The organism is Cupriavidus sp. FW216-B1, from assembly GCF_058789195.1.
Genome location: NZ_JBYTEL010000010.1, coordinates 128594 through 154799, shown reverse-complemented (window position 1 = coordinate 154799; position 26206 = coordinate 128594). Strand labels below are relative to the sequence as shown.

Annotated in this window: 27 protein-coding genes; 10 read left to right on the top strand and 17 right to left on the bottom strand. The window is 69.9% G+C overall.

What is annotated here, in order from left to right; genetic code table 11:
- Positions 1-8: 8 nt before the first annotated feature.
- Positions 9-320, top strand: a complete 312-nt coding sequence (locus tag AC3WXD_RS21135; protein WP_492324625.1) for a hypothetical protein — start codon at positions 9-11, stop codon at positions 318-320.
- A gap of 28 nt (positions 321-348) precedes the next feature.
- Positions 349-1323 (top strand): Bug family tripartite tricarboxylate transporter substrate binding protein, encoded by a 975-nt coding sequence (locus AC3WXD_RS21130; protein ID WP_029043416.1) that lies wholly within the window; start codon positions 349-351, stop codon positions 1321-1323.
- A 68-nt stretch (positions 1324-1391) separates the two neighbouring features.
- Here the strand turns inward: AC3WXD_RS21130 and AC3WXD_RS21125 are convergent, their stop codons facing one another.
- The 11 genes from AC3WXD_RS21125 to trhA form a co-directional block, all read right to left on the bottom strand.
- On the bottom strand, positions 1392-2177 hold the full coding sequence (locus AC3WXD_RS21125; RefSeq protein WP_020202177.1) for an IclR family transcriptional regulator: 786 nt from the start codon (positions 2175-2177) through the stop codon (positions 1392-1394).
- 10 nt (positions 2178-2187) lie between these two features.
- Positions 2188-2931 carry a sulfite exporter TauE/SafE family protein gene (locus AC3WXD_RS21120; protein ID WP_197090347.1) on the bottom strand — a complete coding sequence of 248 codons (744 nt, stop codon included), beginning with the start codon at positions 2929-2931 and terminating at the stop codon, positions 2188-2190.
- On the bottom strand, positions 2924-4204 hold the full coding sequence (locus tag AC3WXD_RS21115) for an amidase (protein ID WP_492324624.1): 1281 nt from the start codon (positions 4202-4204) through the stop codon (positions 2924-2926). Before AC3WXD_RS21115 ends, AC3WXD_RS21120 begins: the two co-directional genes overlap by 8 nt.
- A 7-nt stretch (positions 4205-4211) precedes the next feature.
- On the bottom strand, positions 4212-5030 hold the full coding sequence (locus AC3WXD_RS21110; RefSeq protein ID WP_492324623.1) for an ABC transporter ATP-binding protein: 819 nt from the start codon (positions 5028-5030) through the stop codon (positions 4212-4214).
- A 3-nt stretch (positions 5031-5033) separates the two neighbouring features.
- A complete protein-coding gene (locus tag AC3WXD_RS21105; protein WP_020202181.1) occupies positions 5034-5801 on the bottom strand; it encodes an ABC transporter permease in 768 nt (255 codons plus the stop codon).
- A gap of 34 nt (positions 5802-5835) precedes the next feature.
- On the bottom strand, positions 5836-6819 hold the full coding sequence (locus AC3WXD_RS21100) for an ABC transporter substrate-binding protein (RefSeq protein WP_231586459.1): 984 nt from the start codon (positions 6817-6819) through the stop codon (positions 5836-5838).
- 477 nt (positions 6820-7296) lie between these two features.
- The gene (locus tag AC3WXD_RS21095) at positions 7297-8076 is read right to left on the bottom strand and encodes a DeoR/GlpR family DNA-binding transcription regulator (protein ID WP_020202183.1); all 780 of its coding nucleotides are present in this window, start codon (positions 8074-8076) and stop codon (positions 7297-7299) included.
- 77 nt (positions 8077-8153) lie between these two features.
- Positions 8154-9155: a 4-hydroxythreonine-4-phosphate dehydrogenase PdxA gene (pdxA, locus tag AC3WXD_RS21090; RefSeq protein WP_020202184.1), complete on the bottom strand. Its 1002-nt coding sequence runs from the start codon at positions 9153-9155 to the stop codon at positions 8154-8156.
- 72 nt (positions 9156-9227) lie between these two features.
- Entirely contained in the window at positions 9228-10457 is a 1230-nt protein-coding gene (locus AC3WXD_RS21085) for a four-carbon acid sugar kinase family protein (protein ID WP_492324622.1), read from the bottom strand.
- On the bottom strand, positions 10454-11440 hold the full coding sequence (locus tag AC3WXD_RS21080; RefSeq protein ID WP_029043417.1) for a 2-keto-3-deoxygluconate permease: 987 nt from the start codon (positions 11438-11440) through the stop codon (positions 10454-10456). The genes AC3WXD_RS21085 and AC3WXD_RS21080 overlap by 4 nt, the downstream gene beginning before the upstream one ends.
- Before the next feature lie 363 nt (positions 11441-11803).
- Positions 11804-12421, bottom strand: a complete 618-nt coding sequence (trhA, locus tag AC3WXD_RS21075) for a PAQR family membrane homeostasis protein TrhA (RefSeq protein ID WP_020202187.1) — start codon at positions 12419-12421, stop codon at positions 11804-11806.
- A 193-nt stretch (positions 12422-12614) separates the two neighbouring features.
- Between trhA and AC3WXD_RS21070 the strand changes: the two genes are divergently transcribed.
- The 6 genes from AC3WXD_RS21070 to AC3WXD_RS21045 all read left to right on the top strand — a co-directional run bounded on the left by AC3WXD_RS21070 (position 12615) and on the right by AC3WXD_RS21045 (position 18431).
- Entirely contained in the window at positions 12615-13445 is an 831-nt protein-coding gene (locus tag AC3WXD_RS21070; RefSeq protein ID WP_059411940.1) for an ABC transporter substrate-binding protein, read from the top strand.
- 42 nt (positions 13446-13487) lie between these two features.
- Positions 13488-14240 (top strand): ABC transporter permease subunit, encoded by a 753-nt coding sequence (locus tag AC3WXD_RS21065; protein ID WP_020202189.1) that lies wholly within the window; start codon positions 13488-13490, stop codon positions 14238-14240.
- The gene (locus AC3WXD_RS21060) at positions 14233-15048 is read left to right on the top strand and encodes an amino acid ABC transporter permease (protein ID WP_492324621.1); all 816 of its coding nucleotides are present in this window, start codon (positions 14233-14235) and stop codon (positions 15046-15048) included. Before AC3WXD_RS21065 ends, AC3WXD_RS21060 begins: the two co-directional genes overlap by 8 nt.
- 282 nt (positions 15049-15330) lie before the next feature.
- A complete protein-coding gene (locus AC3WXD_RS21055; protein ID WP_020202196.1) occupies positions 15331-16188 on the top strand; it encodes a mechanosensitive ion channel family protein in 858 nt (285 codons plus the stop codon).
- Between the two features lie 132 nt (positions 16189-16320).
- Positions 16321-17406 (top strand): Zn-dependent alcohol dehydrogenase, encoded by a 1086-nt coding sequence (locus AC3WXD_RS21050; protein WP_492324620.1) that lies wholly within the window; start codon positions 16321-16323, stop codon positions 17404-17406.
- Between the two features lie 104 nt (positions 17407-17510).
- Entirely contained in the window at positions 17511-18431 is a 921-nt protein-coding gene (locus AC3WXD_RS21045; protein WP_492324619.1) for a LysR family transcriptional regulator, read from the top strand.
- 73 nt (positions 18432-18504) lie between these two features.
- Here the strand turns inward: AC3WXD_RS21045 and AC3WXD_RS21040 are convergent, their stop codons facing one another.
- From AC3WXD_RS21040 to AC3WXD_RS21025, 4 genes are all read right to left on the bottom strand, one after another.
- The gene (locus AC3WXD_RS21040) at positions 18505-19014 is read right to left on the bottom strand and encodes a DUF6630 family protein (RefSeq protein WP_454733924.1); all 510 of its coding nucleotides are present in this window, start codon (positions 19012-19014) and stop codon (positions 18505-18507) included.
- A gap of 459 nt (positions 19015-19473) precedes the next feature.
- Complete coding sequence (locus AC3WXD_RS21035) at positions 19474-20529, bottom strand: carbon-nitrogen hydrolase family protein (RefSeq protein WP_492324618.1); 1056 nt, start codon at positions 20527-20529, stop codon at positions 19474-19476.
- Between the two features lie 21 nt (positions 20530-20550).
- Complete coding sequence (locus AC3WXD_RS21030) at positions 20551-22404, bottom strand: solute symporter family protein (protein WP_492324617.1); 1854 nt, start codon at positions 22402-22404, stop codon at positions 20551-20553.
- A gap of 9 nt (positions 22405-22413) precedes the next feature.
- Positions 22414-22764: a DUF485 domain-containing protein gene (locus AC3WXD_RS21025; RefSeq protein WP_492324616.1), complete on the bottom strand. Its 351-nt coding sequence runs from the start codon at positions 22762-22764 to the stop codon at positions 22414-22416.
- A 261-nt stretch (positions 22765-23025) separates the two neighbouring features.
- On the opposite strand from AC3WXD_RS21025, the gene AC3WXD_RS21020 reads away from it, so the two are divergent.
- On the top strand, positions 23026-23949 hold the full coding sequence (locus AC3WXD_RS21020; protein WP_492324615.1) for a LysR family transcriptional regulator: 924 nt from the start codon (positions 23026-23028) through the stop codon (positions 23947-23949).
- Between the two features lie 106 nt (positions 23950-24055).
- Positions 24056-25171 (top strand): extracellular catalytic domain type 1 short-chain-length polyhydroxyalkanoate depolymerase, encoded by a 1116-nt coding sequence (locus AC3WXD_RS21015; RefSeq protein ID WP_492324614.1) that lies wholly within the window; start codon positions 24056-24058, stop codon positions 25169-25171.
- On the opposite strand, the gene AC3WXD_RS21010 is transcribed toward AC3WXD_RS21015, so the two are convergent.
- Positions 25104-25460, bottom strand: coding sequence for a 2Fe-2S iron-sulfur cluster-binding protein (locus AC3WXD_RS21010; RefSeq protein WP_059411917.1), 357 nt, complete (start codon positions 25458-25460; stop codon positions 25104-25106). The genes AC3WXD_RS21015 and AC3WXD_RS21010 overlap by 68 nt on opposite strands.
- Positions 25457-26092 (bottom strand): IMPACT family protein, encoded by a 636-nt coding sequence (locus tag AC3WXD_RS21005; protein WP_492324669.1) that lies wholly within the window; start codon positions 26090-26092, stop codon positions 25457-25459. Before AC3WXD_RS21005 ends, AC3WXD_RS21010 begins: the two co-directional genes overlap by 4 nt.
- Positions 26093-26206: the final 114 nt, after the last annotated feature.

Below are 26206 nucleotides of genomic sequence, written 5' to 3'. Positions count from 1 at the left end.
GGCCCGGGATGACGGCAGTCATGGTACGGAGCGCGGCGCGCCATCCGGAAAGACGAAATTCCGATCCGGTCATAGGCTGGTCCTATGACGATACGGTTTCGTGGGCGCCCGCGCGCCGGAGCATGACTGGCCTCGCGCATTCGCGCACTCGTTCTGTGCGCCGCGCCGCGGGGCTGCATTGCAATGGCGCGTCCGTGCCCCACCGCCGGGCAGGCGCGTCATGGTTTCCCGGGGGCATAGCCTTTGCCTATGTTGGCATCGACAATCCGTATTGGTTGTTCGGCGTGCGTATCCATACCATCGCTATGAAAATTCCGTGATTGGCTTCGCTTCGATGGGAGAGTGTTGATGTACCGACGTTTGATTGCTTCTGCGTTCATTGCCTCGGCGGCCATGTGCCATGGCGCCGCGCAGGCCGAGGATGCGTTTCCGAGCCGGCCGATCCGGATGATCGTGCCGCAGTCCGCGGGCTCGGGCGGCGACGTCGTGGCGCGGCTGCTTTCCGACCGCCTGTCGCAGGACCTCGGGCAGACCATCGTCGTCGACAACCGGCCGGGCGCGAACGGCATCGTCGCCATGAGCACGGTCGCCAAGGCGCAGCCGGATGGCTATACCGTGCTGCTCACGGGCGTGTCGCAGATCAGCTTCAACCCGCACCTGTATGCGTCGCTGCCGTACAACCCGCAGAAGGACTACACGTTCATCTCGCCGGTCGTCGACACGCCGTTCGTGCTGGTGGCCAGCAAGGCCAGCGGCATCACGTCGGCGCGGAGCTTCATCGACAAGGCCCGGCAGAAGCCGGGCGGGCTGACGTTCAGCAGCGCCGGTGTCGGCAACTCCACGCACCTGGCGATGGAAGTCGTGGCGGACAAGCTGGACCTGAAGATGACCCACGTCGCCTACAAGGGCTCCGGTCCGGCGCTGACCGGCGTGGTGGCGGGCGAGGTGGATGCGATGGTCAGCGTGCTCGGCGCGGCGCTGCCGCAGGTGACGGGAGGGACGGTGGTGCCGGTCGCGATCGTCGGGCCGCACCGCGTCAAGGAGCTGCCGAACGTGCCGACGCTGAAGGAGGCCGGCATCGACGCGCCGCTCATGCCGAGCTGGTACGCGCTGGTGGGCCCGGCCGGCATGGACCCGAAGGTCGTGACCCGCCTGAACGCCGCCGTGCAGTCCGCGCTGGCGGACCCGCAGATCAAGGCGAAGCTGGCTTCGCTCTACCTCTTCCCGGTCGTGGGCTCGGCCGAGGCCATCAGGCAGCGCGCCGTGTCCGAGTCGAAGGTCTGGGGCGACTTCATCCGCAAGCGGGGCATCCAGAGTTCGTGACGCGGCGCGCGGGGGGCGCCCGCGCTTCGCGTCGACGCGCGCCGCCTCGCGTCGCGCGCGCCGGGCGCTCAGGCGTTGAACAGCACCGACGCCACCCGGCCGGCCGCGGCCTCCAGCAGCGGGCGCCGGGCCAGCATCTCGTCGAGCGGCAGCCGCGCGCTGGGCGCGTGGACCGCGAGCCCCGCCAGCACCTTGCCCGCCGCGTCGCGCACCGGCACCGCCATCGCGTTGAGGCCGAGCGAGTCTTCCTCCTGGTTGATGGCGTAACCCTGGCTGCGGATCTGCGCCAGCGCGGCTTCGAGCGCCGGCACGGTGGCGAGCGTATTGCGCGTGTAGGCGGTCAGCGCGAGGCGCGGCAGCAGCTCGCGGCGCTGCGCGCCGGACAGGTGGGCGAGCAGCAGCTTGCCGATCGCGGTGCAGTGGGACGGCACGCGGCTGCCCGGGCGCAGCTGCACGCGCAGCGGCCAGTGGCATTCGACGCGGTCGACGTACAGGACTTCCTCCCCGTCGAGCACGCCGATGTTGCAGGTCTCGCCGATCTCGTCCACCAGCTCGGTGAGGATCTGGCGCGTGGCCAGCGACTGGCGCGGCGCCGACAGCGCCGCCACGCCGAGCTGGCGCAGGCGGGCGCCGAAGATGAAGCGGTCGCCGCCGGCCTCGCGCGCGAGCAGGTCCAGCTCCTCGAGCTGGCGCACGATGCGGTGCACGGTCTGCTTCGGCATGCCGGTGAATTCGGCCAGTTCGGCCAGGCTCAGGCCGCGCACCTGCTCTCCCAGCGTCTCCAGGATGCCCACCGCCTTTTCGAGCGCCGAACCCGTGGTGCGGGCGCGCTCCTGGTCTTCCATATCCATCATCAACAAGATCCTATCGCCACAAAGGCGCCAGCGTCAGCAGCGCGGACGCGAACAATACCAGCAATACGTAACGGCGGAAGCCGGCCGCGCCGGCCAGCGCGAACAGCCGTTCCCCGGCCAGATGGCCGCCCACCATGCCCGCGGTGGCGATCGCGTAGCTGCCCGGCGCCATGACGCCGAAGGCGCCATGCCACCCCAGCGTGGCGACCGACACCAGCCCGAGGATCAGGAACACCGAGGTGGCGGTGAGCCGGATGGTACGCGGGTCGAGCCCGGGCATCGCCATCAGGCCCGCCATCAGCGGCGGCCCCGACACCCCGGCCATGCCCTGCGCGACGCCGGCGCACAGGCCCACCAGCAGGATGCGCGCCGGCGTCATGTTGCGGATCAAGCGCCGCCCCACCACGATGAGCGCCACCGACAGCAGCAGGATGGCCGCCAGCGCCACGCGCATCGCGGGCTCGGGCAGCCATTGCAGCAGGGCGAGCCCGGGCAGCATGCCGGCCAGCCCGCCCGCGCAGATGCGCGCGAGCAGGCGCCAGTCGATGTCGCGGTATTCGGCCGCGACCAGCGGCAGCGCGCTCAGCGTCTGGAACAGCACGGCGATGGCCACGGCCTGGGCCGGCGTCCAGACCAGCGACAGCAGCGGCACGGCGACGAGCGAGAAGCCGAGCCCCGAGACCGCCCGCACGAGCGTGCCCGAGAACACGATCAGGGTGGTTGCCGCCAGCGGCATCCAGGCCGGGCTAGCCATGAGACGCGGCGCCGAGCACGGCTTCGATGCGCGCGGCGGCGGCCAGCAGCGCGGCATCCTCGCCACGGCGGCCGATCAGTTGCAGGCCCACCGGCAGGCCGCCGTGCGTGCCCGCCGGCAGCGTCAGCGCCGGCATGCCGGCCAGCGTCCACAGCCGCTGCGGCGCGCGCGAGCCGGAGCCCTCCGGCAGCAGCGGCGCGGTGCCCACCGTGGCCGGCGCCAGCGCGATCTCGCCGGGGCGCAGCATGGCGTCGAGGCGCGCCGACAGCGCGGCCTGCTCGCGCACGGCTTCGTCGAAGCGCGCCTCGCTCACGCGCGCGCCGCGCTCGGCCATAGCCAGCAGCTTCGCCGACACCTTGTCGGGTGCCGCGCGCAGCGCGGCGCCGTGGCGCCGGGCCAGCTCGAAGGTCAGCAGCGTGTCGGTCAGGCCGGTCTCGGCGGCGGCGATGCCGGCGTCCACCGACAGCGGCGCGAGGCCGAAGCCGGCGCCGCGCAGGCGCTGGTATGCGCCGTCGAGCGTCGACGACACCGCCGCGGACACCTCCTCGCCGAACCACGGCTGGAGCACGCGCAGCGCGGGGGTGGCGCCATGCGCTGCCGCTAGCAGTGACGCCGGCGCCGCGATGCCGGCCAGCACCGCGTCCGCGGCGATCACGTCGGCCACGCGCGCGGCCAGCACGCCGGCGTGGTCGAGCCGCGCCGAGAGGCAGAGGATGCCATCGGTGGGATAGCGCCCGAAGCTCGGCTTGAACCCCACCACGCCGCAATAGGCCGCGGGGCGGATGACCGAGCCAATGGTCTGCGTGCCGAGCGCGAGCGGCACCAGCCCGGCGCCGACCGCCGCGGCGGAGCCGCTCGAGGACGCGCCCGGCGAGCGCCGCGCGTCGCGCGGATGCACGGTCGCGGCGGCCGCCGCCAGCGCGTATTCGGTGGAGGCGGTGACGCCGACCGGCACCGCGCCGGCCGCGGCCAGGCGCTGTACCAGCAGCGCATCCCGCGCGGGCCGGCGCCCCGCGTGCAGCGGCGAGCCCCACGCGCACAGCGCGCCGGCCATGTCGATGATCTCCTTCACGGCCACGGGCATGCCGTGCAGCGGGCCGCGCGCGCGCGGCGGCAGGGCGTCGAGTTCCGCCGCGCGGCGCGCGGCGCGCGCCGCATCGAGCTCGATGAAGGCGTGCAGCGTGCGGTCGCGCTGGCGCGCGCGCACCAGCGTGGCGGCGATGCGCTCGCGCACGCTGGCCGGCGCGGGCTGGAATGAATCTTGGGAAAGCATGTCGTGGTCAGTCCGATACCATCGCCGGCGCGCTGCCGTAGGTCTTGCGCAGCTCGTCGTCGAGCGCGGTCAGGATATTGGCCTCCAGTTCGCGGAAGCCGGGCGTGGCGAGCGTGCGCGGGTAGGGCAGGTCCACGCGCTGGTCGAGCTTGATGCGCCCGGGCCGGCTGGTCATGACCACCACGCGCGTGGCCAGGAACAGCGCTTCCTGCACCGAGTGCGTCACCAGCAGCACCGTCTTGCGGTGCTCGCGCCAGATGCGCAGCAGTTCCTGCTGCAGGAAGCCGCGCGTGAGCGCGTCGAGCGCGCCGAACGGCTCGTCCATCAGGATCGTGCTCGGCTCGGTGGCGAACACCCGCGCCAGCGCCACGCGCTGCTTCATGCCGCCGGAGAGCGCGTCGGGGCGCGCGTCGCCGAACTCGGCCAGCCCCACCAGTTCGAGGTAGCGGTTGGCCACCGCCTCGCGCTCCTTGCGCGGCATGCCCTGCTGGCGCAGGCCGAAGGCGATGTTGTCGCGGATGCTGAGCCACGGGAACAGCGCGTACTGCTGGAACACCATGCCGCGCCGCATGTCGGGCCGCACGACCTTGTCGCCGTCGACCAGCACCGAGCCGGCGCTGGGCGCCTCGAAGCCGGCCACGATATTGAGCAGCGTGCTCTTGCCGCAGCCCGACGGGCCGATCAGCGCGACGAACTCGCCCGCGGCGATGTCCAGCGAGACCGGGCGCAGCGCCTCGACGGCGTCGCCCGCGCGCGTGTAGTACAGCTTGGAAACGTTGTTGATGGCCACGCCCTCGCGGGGCGCGGCGGCCGCAGTGCGGTCCATGTCTTACTCCTTGAAGCCCAGCCGCTGGCCGAGAATGCGAAAGCCGGTGTCGATGAGAATGCCCAGCAACGCGATGATGACCATGCCCGCCAGCACCTGGTCCGAGCGCAGGATTTCCATGCCGTTGGCGATCAGGTAGCCCAGCCCCTTGTTGGCCGCGACCAGCTCCGCGGCGATGATCGCGGCCCAGCCGATGCCGAACGAGATGCGCAGGCCGACCAGGATGGTCGGCATGGCGGCGGGCAGGATCACCTGCCAGAACAGCCGCGCGTCCGAATTGCAGCCCAGCACGCGGCCGGCGCGCACCAGCACCGGATCGACCGCCTTGACGCCCGACACCGTGTTGAGCAGGATCGGGAAGAAGGTGGCGATGAAGATGATGAACACCTTGCCCGCCTCGCCGATGCCGAACCAGAGGATCGCCATCGGGATCCACGCCAGCGGCGAGATCGGCCGGAACAGCTCCACCAGCGGCTCCAGCACGCGCGCCAGCCGCGGCCGCGTGCCCTGCAGCAGGCCGAGCGGAATCGCCAGGCACGCCGCCAGCAGCCAGGCGGCCAGCACCCGGCCGAGGCTGGCGCCGATGTCGCGGAAGATCGTGCCCGACGCGAACAGGCCGTACAGCGTGCGCGCGGTCAGCTCCGGCGACGGCAGCACCGCCGGACTCGGATGGGTCAGCACGACCACGAGCTCCCACACCAGCACCACCGCGAGCATCGCGGCGAGGTAAGGGAACACGCGGCTCGCCGCCGACCGGAAAAACGAAGCCATCGGCTTCTCCTCTGAAGGAAAGTGGAAAGGGGAATCAGGGCTTCTCGGCCGCCAGCGCCTGGCGCGCGGGCTCGGGCGCGAGCTTGGGCTCGTCGCCGTCCTGCAGGATCGCCGCCTGCTTGAGGAACGAGGCGTAGACCTTCATGGTCTGCGCGTCAGGCACCATGTCGGTCGAGTACACCGAGATGCCTTCCTTGAGCGAATACTCGATCACCTTGGGCGGGAAGCCGATTTCCTTGCTCCACATCTCCACGGCCTTCTGCGGCGTCTTGTTGATGAGCTTGATGGCGCGGATCTGCGCGGCCATGATGTCGCGCACCAGGTCGGGATGGGCATCGATGAACTCGGTGCGGCCGTAGAAGCCGTCGCCGACGTAATGGCCGTTCTTGAGCGGCAGGATCTTCTCGGCCTTCAGCAGCACGCGGGTCTTGCCGCCGGCGAGCGCCACCGAGATGTGCGGGTCCCAGGTGATGCCGGCGTCCACGCTGTGCTGCTCGACCAGCGTGCCGACCTGCGAGCCGGAGGTCTTGAACAACTGCACGTCCGCCACCTTCAGGCCCGCCTTCTGCAGGGCGTTGAGCAGGAGCGGATATTGCTGGGAACCCTCGCCGGGGTAGGCGATGCGCTTGCCCTTGAGATCGGCGATCGTGTGGACCGGCGAGTCGGAGGGGACCACGATGGCGGTCTGCTCCAGGATGGTGATGCCGAGCAGCTTGACCGGCAGCCGCGCCGACGCGACCACCGCCGGCCCCATGCCCGCCGAGGCGAGGTCGAGATTGCCGGCCGCCATCGCCTGGTTCTCCGGCGCGCCGTAGGGGAAGCTGTGGAATTCGAACTTGACGTCGTACTTGGCCTCCAGCGGCGCCAGGTAGCCGGCTGCCTTGGCGATGTAGATCGGTTGGGTGGCGGGCTGGACGCCGATGTTGACGACCTGGGCGGCGCCGGCCGACAAGCTGGTGGCGGTCAGCGCCAGGCCCAGAACGGCACGTGCGCGGCGGGTCATGGAACGGAGAAACATGCGGACTCCTGGCGCACGGTTTCTGGGGCGTGCGCAAATGTTGAGTGGAAATTCAAATTTTCGGGACGATACGTCTCTAAAATTTGAATTTCAATACGCAAGAGTCGGGCCAACCCGAGAAAATCGCCGGAACGGCGGGGGAAACCGGCGCCGTGCGCCGAAAGCGGGAATGCGGGCCCGTCCGCAGGCCCGTTTCTGGGGCGGGATGCTGGCGCGTGGGGCGCGGCGGGCCGTGGCGCGCCGCGAAACGGGCGCAATGGGTGAAACAGGCGCAATGGGTGGAACAGGTGGAACGGGCAGAACAGGCGATCCTGCCGGTTGGGTTCTGGTTGGGTTCTCTACGCGGATGAGCGGGCCGCGCGGGCGGCGGCCATCGGGAAGAAGCGAAGAAGGGAAGAAAGGAAGACGCGCCGGGACTGCCCGCGCCAGCCGCGGCGCGGGCGGACGCGAAGCGGACCGGCCGTGGACCGGCCGCCGTCAGGCCGGCGCGAGCGCCACGCGCACGTGCTTGAGCGCGCGGAACGCTTCGAGCTGCGCCGCGGAGGCGCCGTCGTCGGTGACGAGCGTCCACGGCCGCTCGAGCGGCGTCCAGTGCTGCTGGCGCGCGCGGCCGAGCTTGGTGGCGTCCGCCAGCACGAAGATCTCGGCCGACTGGCGCACGATGCATTCTTTCAGGTAGGCCTGCTCGGCCGTGGCCTCGCACAGGCCGACGCCCGCCACCACGCCGTCGGCGCCGAGGAAGGCCTTGTCCACGCTGATGCGCGCCAGCGTCATCTGCGCCAGCGGGCCGATGGTGCCCATGCTGGACGGGCGCACGTCGCCGCCGACCAGCGTGATGCGCATGCCGGGCACGCCGGCCAGCGCGCCGACCACCAGCAGGTTGGTGGTGTAGACGTGCAGGTCCGCGCGCGCGGCCAGCTGCCGCGCCAGCGCGGTGGCGGTGCTGCCGCTGTCGAGCAGGATGGCGTCGCCGTCGTGGACGAAGCCGGCGGCGACGGCCGCGATGGCCTCTTTCTGCGCGCGCTGGATGACGTTGCGCTCTTCCAGCGGGGTTTCCGGCTCGTGCGCGCCGATCTGCGTGAGCGCCGCGGCGCCGCCGTAGGTCCGCACGATGCGGCCCTCGCGCGCGAGCGCGGCGAGGTCGCGGCGCACCGTGGCCTCGGACACGCCGAGGCTGCCGGTAAGCTGCTCGACGCTCGATTCGCTGCCTGACAGCACGAGTTCGAGGATGGCACGGCGGCGATCGGCGGCGTTCATTGGCAGCGGGGGCATCGGCAAGGTGGCGGGCAAAGCGAAATCATACAGCCACCGGCGCCACCCGCCCGCGCCGCCGCTCAGCCCCGGCGCGTGGCCAGCTCCGCGCCCTGGCGCAGCGCCTCGAGCAGGCTGCGCTCGTCGGCGATGCCCTTGCCGGCGATGTCGAACGCGGTGCCGTGGTCGACCGAGGTGCGGATGACAGGCAGCCCCACGGTGATGTTGACGCCCGCTTCCAGGCCCAGCACCTTGACCGGGCCGTGGCCCTGGTCGTGGTACATCGCCACCACCAGGTCGAAATCGCCGCGCCCGGCGCGGAAGAACAGGGTGTCGGCCGGCAGCGGGCCTTCCACGTTCCAGCCGCGCTCGCGCAGCGCCAGCACCGCGGGAATGATCTTCTCTTCTTCCTCGCCGCAGCCGAACAGCCCGTTCTCGCCCGCGTGCGGGTTGATGCCGCACACGCCGATGCGCGGCTCGGCGATGCCGGCGCGCACCAGCGTCTCGTGGCCGCGCTCGATGGTCCGCTGCACCAGCCCGGTGTCGATCTTGCGGATCGCGTGGAGCAGGCCGATGTGGGTGGTCACGTGGATCACGCGCAGGTTCGGCGCCACCAGCATCATCGACACTTCCGGCGTGCCGGTCAGGTGCGCCAGCATCTCGGTGTGGCCCGGGAACTTGTGGCCGCCCGCGTGCAGCGCTTCCTTGTTCAGCGGCGCGGTGCAGATGGCGTCGATCTGGTCCTGCTGCGTCAGCGCCACGGCCCGCTCGATATAGCGGAACGCGGCGTCGCCGGCGACCGGCGAGAGCTTGCCGAACGGCAGGTCGGCCGGAATCAGGCCGAGGTCGATGCAGTCCACCGTGCCTTGCGCGTATTGCGCCTGGGCCGGGTTGTCGATCGCGCGCACGGCGAGCGGGCTGCCGACCAGCTTGCCGGCCAGCTCGAGCCGCCTGGCGTCGCCGATGACGAGCGGGCGCGACTGGGCGTAGACGCTGGCGTGCGCCAGGCTCTTCATGATCACTTCAGGCCCGACGCCACTGGCATCGCCCATGGTGATGCCGATGATGGGGAGGTAATCGCTCATGTTTCGCTTCAGGTTCGTGGTTGGCGTCGACGCCAACCGGGGGTCATTGTCTGGTCGTCCCGCGCGCGCGGCTCAGGCCTCGCGCACGGCCTGCCATGCGAGCCACAGCGCGGCCTCGCTGCCGAATGCGCCGGCCTTGGTCACTACGCGCCGGGCCGGCCCGCCGAGCGTCTTCGAGAGCGGCACGCCGGGCTCGATCTCGCGCACCAGCGCCAGCGCGCGGATTCCGGCGGCTTCCAGCATCGCGCGCGCGGTCTCGCCGCCGGTGGCGATCAGGCTGCCCACGCAATGGAAATGCGGCGCGATCAGGCTGGCCAGGGCCGCGCTCAGGCGCGGGCCTTCGTCCGCGCTGAAGTGCTCGTCGCGGCCGATGCCGGCCAGCACGTCGTGCCCCGCGAGCAGCGGCAGCGCCACGCGGTCCTGCCAGCGGGCCCAGTCTGCATGCGCGGGGCCGGCGCGCAGCACCTGCGGCGGGATCACCACGCTTTCGACCTGGCCGCGCTCGCACAGGCACGCCGCCTGCCGCGCCGAGACGCCCGACAGGCTGCCCACCAGCGTCAGCACCGGGCCGCGCACGGGCGGCAGCGGCGCGTTGCCGTGGCCTGCCTGCGCCGCCCGCGTGTGCGCGTCGCCGGCCGACAGCGCGCGCGCCATGCCGCCCGAGCCGACCCAGAAGGCCGGCACGCCGAGGTCCGCGCTGGCGGCCGCGAGCCTGTCGAGATCGTCCTGCGTCTGCGCGTCGCAGATCACCGCCTGCACGCCCTGGCGGGCCAGCGCGGCGAGGCGGTCGCGCAGGGCGTCGGCGCAGCGCATGGCGCCACCGGTCTCCAGCCGTTCGGCGCGCAGGCCCTGCGCGGCCAGCAGCGCGGTGACGTCCGCGCGGCCGGCGAGCCCTTCCAGGCGCCAGATGTCGGTGGTTTCGAGCGGCTCGCCATGCACGTACACGCAGCCGTCGCGCAGGGTGCGGCCGGCGTCCGGGAACGCCGGCGCGACGATGGCCAGCCCGGCGACGCGCTGCAGCGCCGCGGTTTCCGCCGCCCAGTTGCCGCGCAGCGTGGAATCGATCTTCTTGTACAGGCGCCGGCCGGCGCCGCCGAAGCGGTTCCAGGCGGCGACGTTGCGCGCCGCGGCGGTGGCCGGGTCCTGGCGCCGGCTGTCGACGTCGGCCGCGATCACGTCGGCCTGGAACGCGGGGCCGGCGTGGGCGTCGAGCGTCACGACCGTGCTGGTGCTGGGCGACGTGAACCCGATTGCGCAGTCGGCCGCGCCGGACAGGTCGTCGGCGATGACGAGCCAGCTCACGGCGCGCTCCGCGCGGCGCCCGCGGGTGCCGCCAGCGCGCCGCGCCGGGCCACCCAGGCGGTCAGCACCGGGGTCAGGATCGCCGTCACCACCACGCACGCGGCAACCAGCAGCGTGGCGCTCTTGGCGGCCTCGGTGTAGACCGGATTGGCCGCCGCGATCAGGGTCGGCACCGCGGCGGCGTTGCCGGCCGTGCTGGCCGCCGCCACGCCCGCCACGCCGTTGCCGCCGCTCAGGCGGTCGGCCAGGTAGAGCGTGGTCCCGGTGATGGCCACCACCGCGATGCCCAGGCCGATGCCGAGCATGCCGGCCTGCCACACCTTGTGCAGGTCGAGGCTGGCGCCGAGGGCCAGCGCGAAGAACGGGATCATGACCGGCACCGCGCGCGAGAGGAAGTCGCGCATCTCGCGATCCAGGTTGCCGAGCAGCATGCCCAGCAGCAGCGGCAGGATGCTGCCGACCATCGTCGGCCAGGGGAACGCCGCCAGCCCGGCCACGCCCAGCGTCACCATCGTCAGGAACGGCCCCGATTCGAGCGACATGATGCTGTAGGCGCCCACGTCCTCGGGGCGCCCGTATTGCCCCATCAGCGCCATGTACAGGCCGCCGTTGGTGTCGTTCATGGCGGCCACCACGGCGAGCGTCGACAGGCCGGCGAACACGCCCGCGGAAACCGGCGATTCGCCGAGGAAATGGCCCAGGATCACGCCGAGCAGCACGGCGGTGCCGACCTTGGTGCCGAACAGCACGCCGCCCTTCTTGAGGATGTAGGGCGTGGCCTTGATATTGATGCTCGCGCCCATGCAGACGTAGAACACCGCCAGCACCGGCAGCGCGCCGGTAAACAGCGCGCCGGTGAACGAGCCGAAGAACTTGGGTGTGTCGGGCGCGAACGTCGCCACCAGGGAGCCGATCAGCAGCGGCACGATCATCATGCCGCCGGGAACGCGCTCGATCGCGCGCTTGATTCGTATCTGCATCATTGTCTCCTGTCGCTTTTTGTGCGTATCAGTCGTGTTGACGATGATCGATTCAATCATCGTGTGACCGGAATTCTAGGACAGTGCGCGAATTTTGACTAGTTCAATCACAAATTGTGATTGAATCGATCATCTTGGCCGGGTGATGCGGACGGCGCCCGGAGCCAAAACGACTGCGTCCGTCTGGGGAACGTCCACCCGGGGCAGCGGATGGCAGGGAAGGGAATCGACCGCCGCGGGCGGGGAGCCGGCGCGCCGGGCTGGCCGGCAAGCGGCTGGCCGCATGTTATTGGGCGGCGGCGGCGGGGGCGCGGCACGCGCGGGCAAGGCGGGCCGCCCTGCCCCGGCATCGGGAAGGCGGGCGCCCTAGCCCACGTACCAGAAGATGCTCACGAACTGGCAGGCGCTCCCCGCCAGCACGAACAGGTGCCAGATCCCGTGAAAGTGCCGCACCTTCTCGTCGAACAGGAAGAACCCGATCCCCGCCGTGTACAGCGTGCCGCCGGCCACCAGCCAGTACAGCCCTCCGGCGGGCAGCGCGGCCACCAGCGGGCCGAACGCGAACAGCACCAGCCAGCCCATCAGCACGTAGATCAGCAGCGAGAAGATGCGCGTGCGCTTGCCGATCCACAGCTCCTGCGCGATGCCGATCACCGCCAGCCCCCAGTTCACGCCGAACAGCGTCCAGCCCCACGGCCCGCGCAGCGTGACCAGCGCGAACGGCGTGTAGCTGCCGGCGATCAGCAGGTAGATGGCGCAGTAGTCCAGCCGGCGCAGGATGTCCTTGGGCCGGCCGCGCAGGCTGTGATAGAGCGTGGAGATGGTGTAGAGGAACACCAGCGTGCTGCCGTAGACCACCGAGCTGACGACCTTCCAGGCGTCGTGGTACAGGGCGGAGGAGGTGACGAGGACGGCGGAGCCGGCGGCGGCGAGGATGGCGCCGGCGAGGTGGCTGTAGCCGTTGAAGCGCTCTCCGTGATACATGGATTCTGGCTCTCCTGTTGGTCGCCGCGGCATCCGCGGCGACGGTCTTCAGGGACATTCTTGCGCCACACAGTGTTTGCTGCGGTGCGCCAAGCTAGTATTTTTGCACGGAATAACCATCTGCAAAACCCTTCGTTCCCTTGGGGTCAAGGGATCGCTATCGTCTCGCCAACACAACCATCGCGAGACATCCATGCGAATTTCCTCCCCGCTGATCAAGGCCGCGCTGAGCCTGGCGCTCGGCATCTCGGTGCTGGCCTCGGGCGCGGCCCGCGCCGACCGGCTCGACGACATCAAGAAGGCCGGCGTGCTGCGCGTGGGCGTGTTCGACGCCAACCCGCCGTTCGGCTTCGTCGAGGCGGGCAGCACCACGCCGGCGGGCCTCGACGTGGACTACGCCACCGAGATCGCCAGGCGCCTGGGCGTGAAGACCGAGTTCCGCGCCACCAACCCGGCCAACCGCATCCCGCTGCTGGCCTCGCAGAAGGTGGACATCGTCGCCGCCAACTTCACCATCACCGACGAGCGCCGCCAGCAGATCGGCTTTTCCACGCCGTATTTCGCCAGCGGCCTGCAGCTGATCGCCAGGAAGGGCACGCTCAAGCAGCCGGACGACCTCAAGACCTGGCGCCTGGGCGTGGACAAGGGCACCACGCAGGAAACCACGCTGCGCCAGAAGTACCCGGACGCGCGCGTGATCGCCTATGACGACTCCCCGCTGGCGCTGACCGCGCTGCGCAGCGGCGCGATCCAGGCCTTCGCGCAGGACGGCGCCAAGCTCGGCGCGCTGCTGGCCACCCTGCCCAACAAGGACCAGTTCGAGATTTCCTCGTTCACGCTGACGCGCGAGTACATGGGCGTGGGCGTGCCCAAGGGCGAGGACCGCCTGACCGCCGAGATCGACCGCATCCTGCTGGCGCTGGAAAAGGACGGCACCGCCGCGCGCATCTACGACAAGTGGTTCGGCCCCAAGAGCGCCGCGCCGCTGGCGCGCGACTTCACCATCGGCAGCACGGTGAAGTGACGCGGCCGGCTTGCCCCTGCCGCGTGACGGATGGCGTGAAGGATGGCCATGCCGGTGCTTGACATCCTGATGCAGCCCCTGCCGGCGAAGTACGTCGGCTGGATCGTCTCCGGCTTCGGCCTCACGGTGGCGCTGTCGGCCGCCGTGTTCGCGCTTGGCTGCGTGCTGGCCGCGGTCTGGCTGGCACTGGCGCTGGTGCCGTTCGCGCCGCTGCGGCTGGCCGCGCGCGGCGCGGTCGGCTTCCTGCGCCGCACGCCGCTGCTGGTGCAGTTGTTCTTCTGGTATTTCGGCGCGGCGCAACTGCTCGGCGACGCCGCCATCGGCGCCTTGTACGACTGGCAGGGCGTGCGGCTCGGCGCCATCCACCTGCCCGCGCCGTCGCTCGAGGCGCTGGCCAGCCTGATCGGCATCGGCCTGTATGCCAGCGCGTTCTACGCGCGCGAGCTGGAGGCCGGGTTGGCCAACGTGCCCGCCGGGCAGGGCGCCGCGGCGCTGGCGCTGGGCTTCACGCCGGCGGCGGCGTTCTGGCGCGTGGTTCTGCCGCAGGCGCTGCGCATCGCCGCGCGGCCGATGGTGGGGCAGCTCTGCCAGACCATCAAGAACACCTCGCTGGCGATGGCGATCGGCTTTGCCGAGATGTCCTACGCCGCGCGCCAGGTCGAGACCGACAGCCTGATGACCTTCCAGGCCTTCGGCCTGGCCACCTTGCTGTACGCGGCGCTGATCCTGCTGCTGCAGGCCGCCGCGCCGCCGCTGCTGCGCCGGCTCGGCTGGACGGAGGCGGCCCGTGCCTGACGCGCTTGCCGGCGGCTGGGCGGTGGTGCTGGCCCAGCTGCCCTACCTGCTCAAGGGCACCTTCCCCGACGGCCCGCTGGCCGGCGCCGCGCTGACGCTGTGGATCGCCGTGCTGGCCTGCGCCGGCGCCACCGTGCTCGGCATCGGGCTGGCCATGCTGCTCGAGCTGATGCCCGCCGCGCCGGCGCGGCCGCTGCGCGCGCTGCTCGCCGGCCTGCGCGCGATCCCGGTGCTGATGCTGATCTTCTGGACCTACTTCCTGCTGCCGATGCTGGCCGGCGTGCACGTCGGCGAGGTGCGCACCGTGGTGCTGGCGCTCGCGCTGATCGGCGCGGCGTACATCGCCCAGGTCATGGAAGCGGGCTTCGACGCGATCGGGCGCGGCCAGCGCCAGGCCGCGCTGGCGCTCGGCATGACGCCGCCGCAGGCACTGTGGCAGATCGTGCTGCCGCAGACGCTGCGCGCCATGCTGCCGTCGCTGGGCAACGTGTGGGTGTCGCTGGCCAAGGACACGTCGCTGGCCTACATCGTCGGCGTGGTGGAACTGTCCACGGCGGCGGCGCAGGTCAACGGGCGCAGCATGGGCTACGCCGCGCAGGTGTTCGGCGCGGTGGCGCTGCTGTACTTCCTCATCTGCATGGGCATCGAAGGCGTGGCCGCGCTGCTGCTGGCCGCCGCGCGCGGCCGGCATGGCTTGCCGCGCGCGTCGCGCGCGGCGCGCATGCCCCGCTTGTTCCGCGCGCGCGCCGGCCGGCCTCCGGTCGCGGCGCCGCGCGCGTCTTCACCGTCCCGTCCGGCGCCGCCCTGACAGGCCGCGCGCGTCCGGCGCGCGGAAACCCACGTCAGGCAGGCTTTGCATCCGTCGCCTGGTACGGAGCGGCATCCCAGGAGAGAAAACGTCCGCCGGGGAACGTCTCGCCATGCCGCGCCATGCCGCGCCATGCCACGACGAGGCGCGCTCGCGCCGGCCCCGCCACGCGCGGCGGCCGGGTTTTGCGGCCCGGCCACGCGGCATGGCTAGAATCGGGGGTTTGCTCATGGCGCGCCGCCTTGCCGGCGGTGCCGCCCGGCCGTATTCGGACATGTCTCAATGAATCTGCCCTTCAACGACAGTTATCTGCTGCATATCGGACTGAGCGCGGCCATCGTGCTTGCCGGCATGGTGGTGGTGAAGTTCGTCAACCGCTTCTTCCAGGGCCGCCAGCTCGCCGACAAGGAGAACCGCGGCAGCTACCGCACCTGGACCGTGGCCACGCGCAATGCCATCGCGGCGGTGGTGTTCCTGCTGCTGCTGGGCATCTGGGTGTCGGAGCTCAAGAGCGTGGCGATCTCGCTGACCGCCTTCGCGGTGGCGCTGGTGATCGGCGGCAAGGAACTGGTGATGTGCTTCCTCGGCGCGTTCCTGCGCATGATGGCGCGCCCGTTCCAGCTCGGCGATCTGGTGGAGATCGGGCCGCACTCGGGCGAGGTGGTGGACATGGACGTGCTCACCACCACGCTGGCGGAGATCGCCGGCACGCGCCAGTTCACCGGCTCCACCGTGCAGGTGCCCAACAGCATGCTGCTGACCGTGGCGGTGCGCAATCACTCGCAGGCTGGCAGGTACACGCAGGACACGCTGCGCATCCCGCTGCCCGAGAAGTCCGACCCGGACCGCGTGGAGGCCGAGCTGCTGGCGATCACCGAGGCGGTGTGCGCGCCGTTCCTGGCCGAGGCGCGGCACAGCCTGCAGGAATATGGCGGCTCGCGCTTCATGGACCTGTCGCAGTTCGAGCCGCGCGTGCTGTTCGAGCCGGTGGCCGCCGACAAGCTCGACGCGCTGGTGCGCTTCCCGGTGCCGGTGGCCTCGCGCATGACGGTCGGGCAGCAGATCCTGCGCCGCTACCACCGCCAGCGCAGCGAGGTCCTGGCGGCGCAGCAGGACGGCAAGGCGGCGGCGCGGTCCTGAGCACAGCGGGGTGGGCCGGGCGCTTCACCGAATCGCGTTTCGGCGGTATGGTAGGCGCTGCCGCGCAGCGAGACACACCGCGGCCACAGCGAGACCACAGTGAGGCCACAACGAGACCAGCCGAGGAGACCCATGAAAGCCGCCGTCATGCATCAACCCAGGACCCCGCTCGTGATCGAGGACGTCGCCATCGGCAAGCCGGGGCCGCGCGAGGTGCTGCTGCGCACGGCGGCGGTGGGCGTGTGCCACTCCGACCTGCACTTCCTCGACGGCGCCTACCCGTTCCCGACGCCGGTGGTGCTCGGCCACGAGGCCGCCGGCATCGTCGAGCAAGTTGGCTCCGAGGTGCGCACGGTCAAGCCCGGCGATCACGTCATCACCTGCCTGTCGGCCTACTGCGGCCATTGCGAGCACTGCCTGACCGGCCACCTGTCGCTGTGCGTGGAGCCGGACACCAAACGCCGCGAAGGCGAGGAACCGCGCCTGCTGGCCAGGGGCGCGCCGATGAACCAGTTCCTCAACCTGTCGGCCTTCGCCGAGCAGATGCTGGTGCACGAGCACGCGCTGGTGGCGATCCGCCCCGAGATGCCGCTCGACCGCGCCGCGCTGATCGGCTGCGCCGTGACCACCGGCGTGGGCGCCGTGGTGCACACCGCGCGCGTGCAGCCGGGCGAGACCGTGGCGGTGATCGGCTGCGGCGGCATCGGCCTGGCCACCATCAACGGCGCGGCCATCGCCGGCGCGGGCCGCATCATCGCCATCGACCGCGTGCCCGGCAAGCTGGCGCTGGCGAAGCAGTTCGGCGCCACCGACGTGGTCGACGCCGCCGACGCCGACGTGGTGGACGCCGTGCGCGCGCTCACGCGCGGCGGCGTGCACCACGCCTTCGAGGCCATCGGCCTCAAGCAGACCGCCGAGCAGGCCTTCTCGATGCTGCGCCGCGGCGGCACCGCCACCGTGATCGGCATGATCGCGCCGGGCGTGAAGATCGAGCTCAAGGGCACCGACTTCCTCGCCGAGAAACGCATCCAGGGCTCGATGATGGGCTCCAACCGCTTCCCGGTGGACATGCCGCGGCTGGTGGACTTCTACCTGTCCGGCAAGCTCAAGCTCGACCAACTGATCTCGCGGCGCATGCCGCTGCAAAACATCAACGACGCCTTCGACGAACTGCGCCGCGGCGAGCTGGCGCGCTCGGTGATCCTGTTCGGGGATTGAGCGGGGGACGCCCGCGTGCAATCGCTCGTTATTGTTCGCCCTGTGGGACAATGGCCCGGCGCGCGCGCACGGCGCGCCATCGGGCACGGAGAGCGGAACGGCGCATGAAGACGATCGAGTGGAAGGACTGGGAGATTTTCTGCCGCGTGGTGGAAGGCGCCGGCTTCACCAGGGGCGCCGAGCTGGCCGAGGTGCCGAAGTCGTCCGCCAGCGCCGCCGTGTCCCGCCTCGAGACGCAGCTCGGCGTGCGGCTGTTCGAGCGCACCACGCGCCGCGTGCGCGTGACCGAGCGCGGCCAGCAGCTTTACGACCGCGTCGCGCCGCTGTTCACGGAGCTGCGCGAGATCAGCGCCGAGGCGCTGTCCGTCAGCGAGCAGGTCAGCGGCACCCTGCGCATCTCCACGCCCTACGAGGTCGGCTCGCTGCATCTTTCGCCCAGCCTCACGCGGCTGCTGCGGCTGCACCCGGACCTGCGCGTGGAAGTGGACGTGACCTGGGACCAGCCCGACCTGATCGAGCGCGGCTACGATCTCGCCTTCGTCATGACCAACACCGGCCTGCACGACAGCTCCTTCGCCAGCAAGCGCGTGGTGCTGATCGAGCGCGGTTTCTTCGCCGCGCCTTCGCTGATCCGCGCGCGCGGGCTGCCGCGCACGCCGCAGGACATGGGCGGCTGGCCCACGCTGGGCAACGCCGAAGACCGCCGCTGGGAATTCCTGCGCGACGGCAAGGAGGTGTTCAGCCTCCAGGTGGACCCGCGCATGCGCACGCAGAACGCCGAGATCCGGCTCAAGGCGGCGATGGACGGGCTGGGCGTGGCGCGGCTGTCGCCGCGCTACGTGCAGGAGGAACTGGACCAGGGGCGGCTGGTGCGGGTGCTGCCCGGCTATACCACGTCGCCGCTGAAGGTCTTCGTGCTGATGCCGGCGCGCAAGCTGATGCCGGCCAGCGTCAGGGTGTTCCTCGACGTGCTGGAAGAAACGCTGGGCCGGATCGACCCGCGGCTGTCGCCGCCGCGGGTCTGACATGCCCGTGCCGGGGGGATGAAGCGGCAAGCCCGGCGGATTCCGCGATGCCGGCATCGGATGCCGGCGGTCATCAATACGGCTGGTCCCCGGGCCGGATGTCCAGCCCCAGCACTTCCGCCACCGTCATCATCTCCTCGTCGTCCTCGCCGCGGGCGATCCATCCCGCGTAGGCATCGCCTTCCGTGTTCCAGTTCCACAAGGTGAAGCCCGCCACCCGCAACTGCTCGAACGCCAGCTCCATCAGTTCGGGCACGCTGGTGCTCTCGAGGAAATCCTCGTCCTCCGGGTCCTCCGCGCCCCAGTCGAGCGTGACGTCGACGCGCGCGCACAGCGCGTCCATGCAGCCGATGAAGGACGCGCAGTCCTTCCAGTCCACGTAGAAGCCCGATTCCCAGTCGATCACGTCCTTGAGGATCCACAGCAGCTCCTGGCCCTCGATCTCGTCGGCATCGTCGGCGTCGGCCAGCTCCTCGTCGAACAGCGTCTGCTGCTTCTCGATCATGGCCGCGTCGTCGAAGTTGATCAGCTCGATCAGGCGCCAGAGTGCCTGGCGCGCTTCGTCGTTCAGTCCGTCGCTCATTGCATCTGCCTCCTTCGGTGCGGCGCCTCGCGGCGCATGGCTGGGGAAAACAACGTGGCTGGCGCCGGTTTGCGCTCAACCGGCGCTCAACCGGCGCTCAACCGGCGGCGAGCTGGCTGATGCCGGGTGCGTATTCGATCGTTCAGCCCGCAGTGAAATGATGATCGTAGTATAGGGCGGGCTGGGGGTGGCTGACCTCGGACATCGAAGATCCTGCAGAACATCGATGCGCTTGCGAAATGTACTCTCAGGTGTCGCGTCCCAATTCCCCGGGCCGTCCTTGGAATGCACTCCCCACGCGCGGCCCCTCGTTCCGGGGGCCGCCAGTTGCAGTGTGTTCTCCTCCGCGCGAATACCGCTTCGTCCTGGCCGCCTTGGTCGCCTGCCGCTCCCCGATGTTCTTCTTGCCATACCGGAGCGTCGAATCACATCGGCGGGGAATTTCCGGGCAGGCGCCAATCAGGCCATGTCTTCCATCGTTGCCTCAGGCGCGCCGGTCCGTTCGCCGTTCGATTGCGCGCGGGGTGCGCTCGCCGTCTCGGCCGAGAATTTCGCCGGGCTCAGGCGGCGACGGTCGATTTCGATGTTGAAGACATCGAAGCGATTGTAGTAGCCCACGATGTCGTGAAACTGTTTGGGTTCGATGCAGGCGTTGATGTCGAATGTCGCATAGGCGATGCCTTCCTCCGTTTGCAGCGTATCGCCGATCACGGCCCCCGTCGGATCCAGGAATTGCGTGGCTGCGCGAGGCGTGTTCTCCAGGACCTCGATGGCCTGGCGATCGCCACTGGCCGCGAGTTGATCGAACATGGTCTTATCCATGAATCCGGCATTGAGAATGCCGAATGCCTTGGCTTCGAACGAGTGGCCGCCTGCCCGGATGCGATTGGCTGCGAGATTGTCGAAGTTCTGACCCGAGCCAGGCATGCGGGTCGGCCAGATTGCCGGCCACGCGGAGATATGAATCTGCTCCCCTTGAGCCGCGAGCGCGTATCGGGCCAACGGGTTGGTGTTCTCGCCGCAGATCAGCGCGCCGATGCGTCCGATGCGCGTGTTGCTCACCCTCAGGCCGTGACCATCGCCAGGCGCCCAGACCATTTTTTCGTAGAAGGTGGGAACGAGCTTTCGATGATGGTTGAGGAGTGTGCCGTCGTCGCCGATGAGGGCGTTGGAGTTCCAGATGCAGCCCACGCTGGCCTCCGTGCTCTCGCTGAACCCGATCGAGACGAAGACGCCGTTGCGCCGGGCCGCCGCCTGAATCTGCGCCATCTCGGGGCCATCGACGAGGATGCTGTTCAACACCATGCGGCGGAACCAGTCGTGATTGTAGATGGGTGCCCACAATGCAGCCCAGACGGGAAAGCCCGGGATGAACGACTCGGGAAAGGCGACAAGTTCCGCCCCCTGGCGGGCGGCTTCGTCGATCAGCGATACGGCTTTGGATACCGTTGCCGCCGCATTCATGTAGACGGGGGCGGCGTGTACGGCCGCGACTTTGACGATGGGAAGATTCATGATTGTTCGTTCCAGACCAGATTAGTGCGATACGGCTTGCGCCGCGCCGATGCCGGTTTCACGGCGCACGGAAAGCTCGGCCCAACGCGCCTCGGAAAGGCGGCTGCGGCTGAGCAGGGAGAAGAGGAAGACAAGAAGAAAGCCAAACGGGATGGAGATGATTCCGGGGTTGCGCAGTTCGATGAGCGGCCTGCGCAGCCCAACGATGCTGCGGGCGTCATCCGGGATGGAAGCCGTGAGCGCCTGCTCGGTCGCAAGTCGGCTGCCGAGCTTCTGGCGAACGTTCTCATCGTGCGCATCGGCGATCTGCCTGGACAGCGCTGTCACGGTTTTCATCGCCGCTTCCTTTTGCAGAAGCGGGTAAGTCATATTGGGCGATACGAGCACCAGGCCGATGGAGAGAATCGTTCCACCCACCACGCCGGCCACGACACCGGCGGTGTTGCAGCGGCGCCAGTACAGCGTGCAGACCAGCGCGGGCAGATTTGCCGAAGCGGCGACCGCGTAGCCCAGCCCCACGAGCTGGGCGACGTTCTGGCCCTTGGCGGCAATGCCGGCCCCCACCGAGATGGCGGCCATGAGCAAGGTGGCGATGCGGGCCGCCGCGACCTGCTCCCGTTCGGTCGCGACGCCATTCTTGATCGCGCCGACATAGACGTCGTGCGCGAGCGCCGACGCCGCCGCCAGGGTCAGGCCAGCCACCACCGCCACGATCGTCGCGAATGAAACGGCGGCAACGATGGCGAGCATGAAGTTCCCGAGCAGGCTGTCGGGACCGCCGCCAAGGAACTGCGCCAGCATCGGCGCGGCAAGATTTCCCCCCTTGTCCATCGCCAGGATGGCCTTGGGTCCCACGTTCAGTGCCGCGGAGAAGCCGATGACGACAATCAGGAGATGGCACATGCCAATGGCGAACATTGCATATAGTGCCGACTTGCGCGCCGCTTTCGCGTCGGGCACCGTGAAGAAACGCATCAGGATGTGGGGCATCGCCGCTGTCCCGAGAACGAGTGCCATGCCGAGGGACACTTGCTCCAGAGGATTCTTCAGGTACAGGCCGGGTGCCAGCAGTCTCTGGCCGGCATCCGCGACGCTCAACGCCGACGTGCCGGCGAGCAACCCCTGGACGTGCTGTCGAATGGCGGCATCGGAGACCACGCCGTGGAAGAATCCTTCGATATTGAATCCGTAGGGCAGCCAGGAAAGGATGACGAGGATCAGGCAGAAGGCGATCAGAAGCAGGGCCTTGAGAACCTGCACCGATGTGGTTGCGCGCATGCCGCCGAACAGCACGTACATCAGCATCAAGGCACCCACGGCGATGACCGACATCTCGTAAGGAATGCCGATCAGCGCCCGCACGATCACGGCGCCGCCGACGATCTGCGGCACCATGTAGAAGAGCGCGACCAGGATGCTGGACACCGCCACCACCAGCTTGGTGGCCCGGAAGTGGTTGCGGAACGCGAGCACGTCGCCGAGCGTGAACTTTCCAAGGTTGCGGCAAGGCTCGGCGATGAGAATGAGCACCGGAATGAAGGATACGAAGAAGCCAACCACGTAGCTGATGCCATCCAGGCCGTACAGCGCGATAAGCCCGGAGACACCAAGGAACGCCGCCGCGGAGAGATAGTCCCCGGCAATGGCGAGTCCGTTCATCCGCGCGCTGATGCCTCCGCCGGCCGTGTAGAAATCGCTTGCCGTCGAATTGCGTCGGGAGGCAACCCATGTAATGCCGAGCGTGAGCAGGAAAAGCACCGCGAAGACGCCGAAGGTCAGCCCGCGATTGTCGGCGCTGACCAGCGTGGGGTTGTCCGCGAGCGCGGCGCTGCTGGCGACCGCAAGCGGCAGCGCGTAGAGGAGTCGTTTGATCATGGCTGTCCTTCAGGCGATGGCGCGCCGCGCGGCGGCGGCATGGCTCGTCGGGCTGACTTGCCCGGCGCCACGGGTGAGGGCCGCGGCCGCGGCATCGAGACGCCTGAGCTGAACCGCATAGCGCCAGGCGATGGCGCCGCCGATGAAGTACTGGGCCACGTTGTACCAAAGACCAAGTGTGGTGGACGGCGTGACCCGGATGAGGAGGAGTTGGGGCGCAAACGTCGATACCAGCGGCAGCGAGAAGAAAAACGCCATGCTGATGACGAATAGCCTGACGACGACGATCCGGCGCTGGCGCACGAGCGCGGCAAAATCCGGGTGATCGAAGAGCGCGTGATAGTCGGTTTGTTTGGACATGGCGAACCTCAACGGTTGGAGAAATGCCAGTCGCGGCCCGAAAAATCGGGGATGCGAGGCTGGGCGTTCGGGAGGACAGAAACGAACCAAGGTTAGGGGCGCCCGCCGGATGTGGAAAGCGGAACTTCCGCGCAGTGCCTTGCAAATCTGCAAGGCACTGCGCGCCCTTATCTGGGGCGGGCTGCACAGGGAAAGTGCCGAGCTGGTTTTCGGTGGATTCGCGGTTATTCTTGCAAAAACCCCTGTAGCGGCTTTCGCGCGATGTCCAAAATCAATCCGAACTGGAACGACCTGAAAATTTTCCTCGAGGTGGCGCGTTCGGGGACGCTTGGCGGTGCCGCGCGCCGCCTGAAGTGCGACCAATCGACGATCAGTCGCCACATCAGCCGCCTGGAGGAGGCGATCAACGCGCCGGTTTTCGAGCGTGACAACCAAGGCCTGCACATCACGGTCCGCGGCCAGGCGTTGCTCGAGTACGTCGAGGCCATGGAGTCAAACGTGGTGGCGCTCGGCGAGTTCCTGGGCGGCTCGCACAAGGAACCGTCCGGTACCGTCAGGGTCGGCACCATGGAAGGGATCGCTTCTCTGTACCTCGCCGGCGAGTTCGTGACGTTCTCGCGCCGATTTCAGAAGATCGCCGTGGAACTCGTCACAACGACTCAGCAGATGCACGTGAACCAACGCGAGGCGGACGTGTTCCTGAGCTTCTTTCCGCCAGACGGCAAGTCGCTGGATGTCGTGCCTACCGGCGCATTTCCGCTGCACCTTTATGCGGCGCCGGCATACCTGTCCAAACACGGCACGCCGGCGGGACTGGCAGACTTGCCCGACCACCAGTTCTCCACGTACGTGGATGACCTGATCCAGCTCGACACGGTGAGGTGGCTGGATGAGGCGATCACCAGACCCAAGATCGGGTTCCAGTCGTCGAGCATGATCGCGCAATTGTTTGCCGCGGTCGCCGGAGCCGGCATCGTGATGCTTCCGTCTTTCGCGAACGCGGAGCGCTTTGGCCTGGTGAAGATTCTCGACGGCCAGGTAAAGGTGAGCAGGACGATATGGATGACCGTGCATAGAGACCTGCAATACCTGCCGCGCATCAAAGCCGTCACGAGATTCCTGCAGGAGACCATTTCGCGCGACTATCCGCTGCCGCGAAGCGCGCAGATCCGCATCGGCGCCTAGCGGGCCGGCCGCACCACGCGACAAAGCTGGCGGGAACGGCGCCCGGGGCGGCATACTACGGCGCATCCTCACCCGCAAGAAGGGACTCCCTCATGGCAGGCCTCCGATGACACGCCGCCGGACGAGCAGCGGCGCGAAGCTCTGGAACACGCTCAGCAAGATCGCCACGCGCAACGTGCGGCGCGCGCAGCGCACCGTCACGCGCAGCGCGATCCAGTCGGCGGTCAGGCAGGGCGAGGCGATGAGCAAGGCCGCGCAGCGCGTGCTCAGCGGCGTGGCCTCGCCGGTGGCGGCGCCGGTGAGCCGGGCCGGCGGGCGCTGGGAGGAGGGCAGCTGGGGGCTGGGGCCGCTGGTGCAGCGCCGCTACCGGCTGTTCGTGCCGAGCGGCGTGAGCGCGGCGCGCCCGGCGCCGTTGCTGGTGCTGCTGCATGGCTGCGGGCAGGATTCGGCCAGCTTCGCCGCCTGCACGCGCGCCGCGGCGCTGGCGCGCGGCGCGCGCTGCGTGGTGCTGATGCCGGAGCAGTCCTCGCACGCCAATGCGCAGCGCTGCTGGAACTGGTTCCGCTCGGCGGCGCGCGTGGCGACCGAGGCGGCCCTGCTGATGGCCATCGTCGACCACGTCTGCGAGCAGCGCCTGGTGCGGCCAGCCGAGGTGTTCGCGCTGGGCCTGTCGGCCGGCGGCGCGATGGCGCAGATCCTGGGCCTGCGCTATCCGGACCGCTTCGCCTCGGTCGGCTCGCACTCGGGCGCGGTGGCGCTCAGCGCCGGCAATGCCGCGCAGGCGGCGCGCGTCATGCAGGGCAAGGGCCAGCCCGACCTGCAGGCCGCGCGCCTGTTGCTGGCGGGACGCCGGCCGCCGCCGCTGCTGTTGCTGCACGGCAGTGCCGACCATGTGGTGGATTTCGACAACGCGCTGGCCGCCGCCGCGCTCTGGCAGCAACTGCTGCCGGCCGCGCCGCTGGCCGCCGCGCCGCGCCGCGTTCAGCGCGGCCAGCGCCGGCCCTTCGACGTGTTCGCGTGGTCGGACGCGGGCCGGCCCTATGTCCGGCTGGTGCGCATCGAAGGGCTGGGCCATGCGTGGAGCGGCGGGCCGTCCAGCCAGGCCTTCAGCGATCCCGCCGGCCCCGATGCGCTGCGCATCGCGTGGCAGTTCTTCATGCAGTGCCTGGCGGCGGCGGAGGCGGCTCGCCGTCCCGCAGCCGGGCAAGCGGCGCTTGCATGACCACGTCGCTTTCCGGGTACGCCACGCACGGCAGGATGTAGCCCTCGTCGCGCTCGTCGAAGCTCACGCCCGGCCACGCGATGCGGTAGCCCACGTGCCCGGCCGAGAGCCGGCACAGGCAGGCGCGGCAGGTGCCGTTGCGGCACGAGCTGGGCAGTTGCACGCCGGCCTGCAGCGCGGCCTGCAGCAGCGTCTGCGCGCCCGGCGCGGCGAAGCCCCGGCCCAGCGGTTCCACGCGCGCGTGGAAGACCGGCGCCGCTGGTGTTTCTGCTGGCGTTTCCGCGCTCACGGCTGCGCTCCGTTCTCGCCGTCGCCCCCGCCGTCGCCCTCATCGGGATCGGGAAAGCGCGCGCGCCCGTGGGTGGCGTCGCGCAGCGCGGCGCGCGCGGCGTCCAGCTCGCTGGCCGGCAGCCGGATCGTCAGGCGCGCGGCGGCGCCGTGCTCGCCGTGCGTCAGCGTGTGGCCGGCCTGTTCGATCCAGCGGCGCACGCGCGCCTCGTCGGCGTAGTCCACCTCCACCATCAGCCCGGCATAGGCGATGCGCTCGATGCGCTGCGCGTCCTTCAGCGCCACCGCGATGGCGTCCGTGTAGGCGCGCACGAGGCCGCCCGCGCCCAGCTTGATGCCGCCGTAGTAGCGCACCACGGCCGCCAGCACGCCCTCCAGCTCATGGTGGCGCAGCACTTCCAGGATCGGCCGGCCGGCGGTGCCGGACGGCTCGCCGTCGTCGGACATGCCCGAATGCCCCCCGGCCAGCAGGGCCCAGCAGACATGGGTGGCGCCGGGATGTTCGGCGCGCAGGCGCTGCAGCTCGGCGGCGGCGGCGGCGCGGTCGGCCACCGGGATGGCGTAGCCGATGAAGCGGCTCTTGCGGATTTCCAGTTCGGCCTGGAGCGGAAAGGCGAGGGTGTAGGTCGGCACTGATCGGGCCACGCCGGGCTGCGGCGGCGGGCGGAAAAAACGGAAGGACGGCGCCGCGGGCTGCGGGCGTGCGCCAGTGTACCGCAGCGGGCCGCCCGGCCCGGCCTGGTGCGC

Excerpts from the sequence above, each read along its gene's own strand:
- AC3WXD_RS21135 (WP_492324625.1), top strand. The coding sequence starts at position 9 with ATGACGGCAGTCATGGTACGGAGCGCGGCGCGCCATCCGGAAAGACGA.
- AC3WXD_RS21130 (WP_029043416.1), top strand. The coding sequence starts at position 349 with ATGTACCGACGTTTGATTGCTTCTGCGTTCATTGCCTCGGCGGCCATG.
- AC3WXD_RS21125 (WP_020202177.1), bottom strand. The coding sequence starts at position 2,177 with ATGATGGATATGGAAGACCAGGAGCGCGCCCGCACCACGGGTTCGGCG.
- AC3WXD_RS21120 (WP_197090347.1), bottom strand. The coding sequence starts at position 2,931 with ATGGCTAGCCCGGCCTGGATGCCGCTGGCGGCAACCACCCTGATCGTG.
- AC3WXD_RS21115 (WP_492324624.1), bottom strand. The coding sequence starts at position 4,204 with ATGCTTTCCCAAGATTCATTCCAGCCCGCGCCGGCCAGCGTGCGCGAG.
- AC3WXD_RS21110 (WP_492324623.1), bottom strand. The coding sequence starts at position 5,030 with ATGGACCGCACTGCGGCCGCCGCGCCCCGCGAGGGCGTGGCCATCAAC.
- AC3WXD_RS21105 (WP_020202181.1), bottom strand. The coding sequence starts at position 5,801 with ATGGCTTCGTTTTTCCGGTCGGCGGCGAGCCGCGTGTTCCCTTACCTC.
- AC3WXD_RS21100 (WP_231586459.1), bottom strand. The coding sequence starts at position 6,819 with ATGTTTCTCCGTTCCATGACCCGCCGCGCACGTGCCGTTCTGGGCCTG.
- AC3WXD_RS21095 (WP_020202183.1), bottom strand. The coding sequence starts at position 8,076 with ATGAACGCCGCCGATCGCCGCCGTGCCATCCTCGAACTCGTGCTGTCA.
- pdxA (WP_020202184.1), bottom strand. The coding sequence starts at position 9,155 with ATGAGCGATTACCTCCCCATCATCGGCATCACCATGGGCGATGCCAGT.
- AC3WXD_RS21080 (WP_029043417.1), bottom strand. The coding sequence starts at position 11,440 with ATGATGCAGATACGAATCAAGCGCGCGATCGAGCGCGTTCCCGGCGGC.
- trhA (WP_020202187.1), bottom strand. The coding sequence starts at position 12,421 with ATGTATCACGGAGAGCGCTTCAACGGCTACAGCCACCTCGCCGGCGCC.
- AC3WXD_RS21070 (WP_059411940.1), top strand. The coding sequence starts at position 12,615 with ATGCGAATTTCCTCCCCGCTGATCAAGGCCGCGCTGAGCCTGGCGCTC.
- AC3WXD_RS21065 (WP_020202189.1), top strand. The coding sequence starts at position 13,488 with ATGGCCATGCCGGTGCTTGACATCCTGATGCAGCCCCTGCCGGCGAAG.
- AC3WXD_RS21055 (WP_020202196.1), top strand. The coding sequence starts at position 15,331 with ATGAATCTGCCCTTCAACGACAGTTATCTGCTGCATATCGGACTGAGC.
- AC3WXD_RS21050 (WP_492324620.1), top strand. The coding sequence starts at position 16,321 with ATGAAAGCCGCCGTCATGCATCAACCCAGGACCCCGCTCGTGATCGAG.
- AC3WXD_RS21045 (WP_492324619.1), top strand. The coding sequence starts at position 17,511 with ATGAAGACGATCGAGTGGAAGGACTGGGAGATTTTCTGCCGCGTGGTG.
- AC3WXD_RS21040 (WP_454733924.1), bottom strand. The coding sequence starts at position 19,014 with ATGAGCGACGGACTGAACGACGAAGCGCGCCAGGCACTCTGGCGCCTG.
- AC3WXD_RS21035 (WP_492324618.1), bottom strand. The coding sequence starts at position 20,529 with ATGAATCTTCCCATCGTCAAAGTCGCGGCCGTACACGCCGCCCCCGTC.
- AC3WXD_RS21030 (WP_492324617.1), bottom strand. The coding sequence starts at position 22,404 with ATGATCAAACGACTCCTCTACGCGCTGCCGCTTGCGGTCGCCAGCAGC.
- AC3WXD_RS21025 (WP_492324616.1), bottom strand. The coding sequence starts at position 22,764 with ATGTCCAAACAAACCGACTATCACGCGCTCTTCGATCACCCGGATTTT.
- AC3WXD_RS21020 (WP_492324615.1), top strand. The coding sequence starts at position 23,026 with ATGTCCAAAATCAATCCGAACTGGAACGACCTGAAAATTTTCCTCGAG.
- AC3WXD_RS21015 (WP_492324614.1), top strand. The coding sequence starts at position 24,056 with ATGACACGCCGCCGGACGAGCAGCGGCGCGAAGCTCTGGAACACGCTC.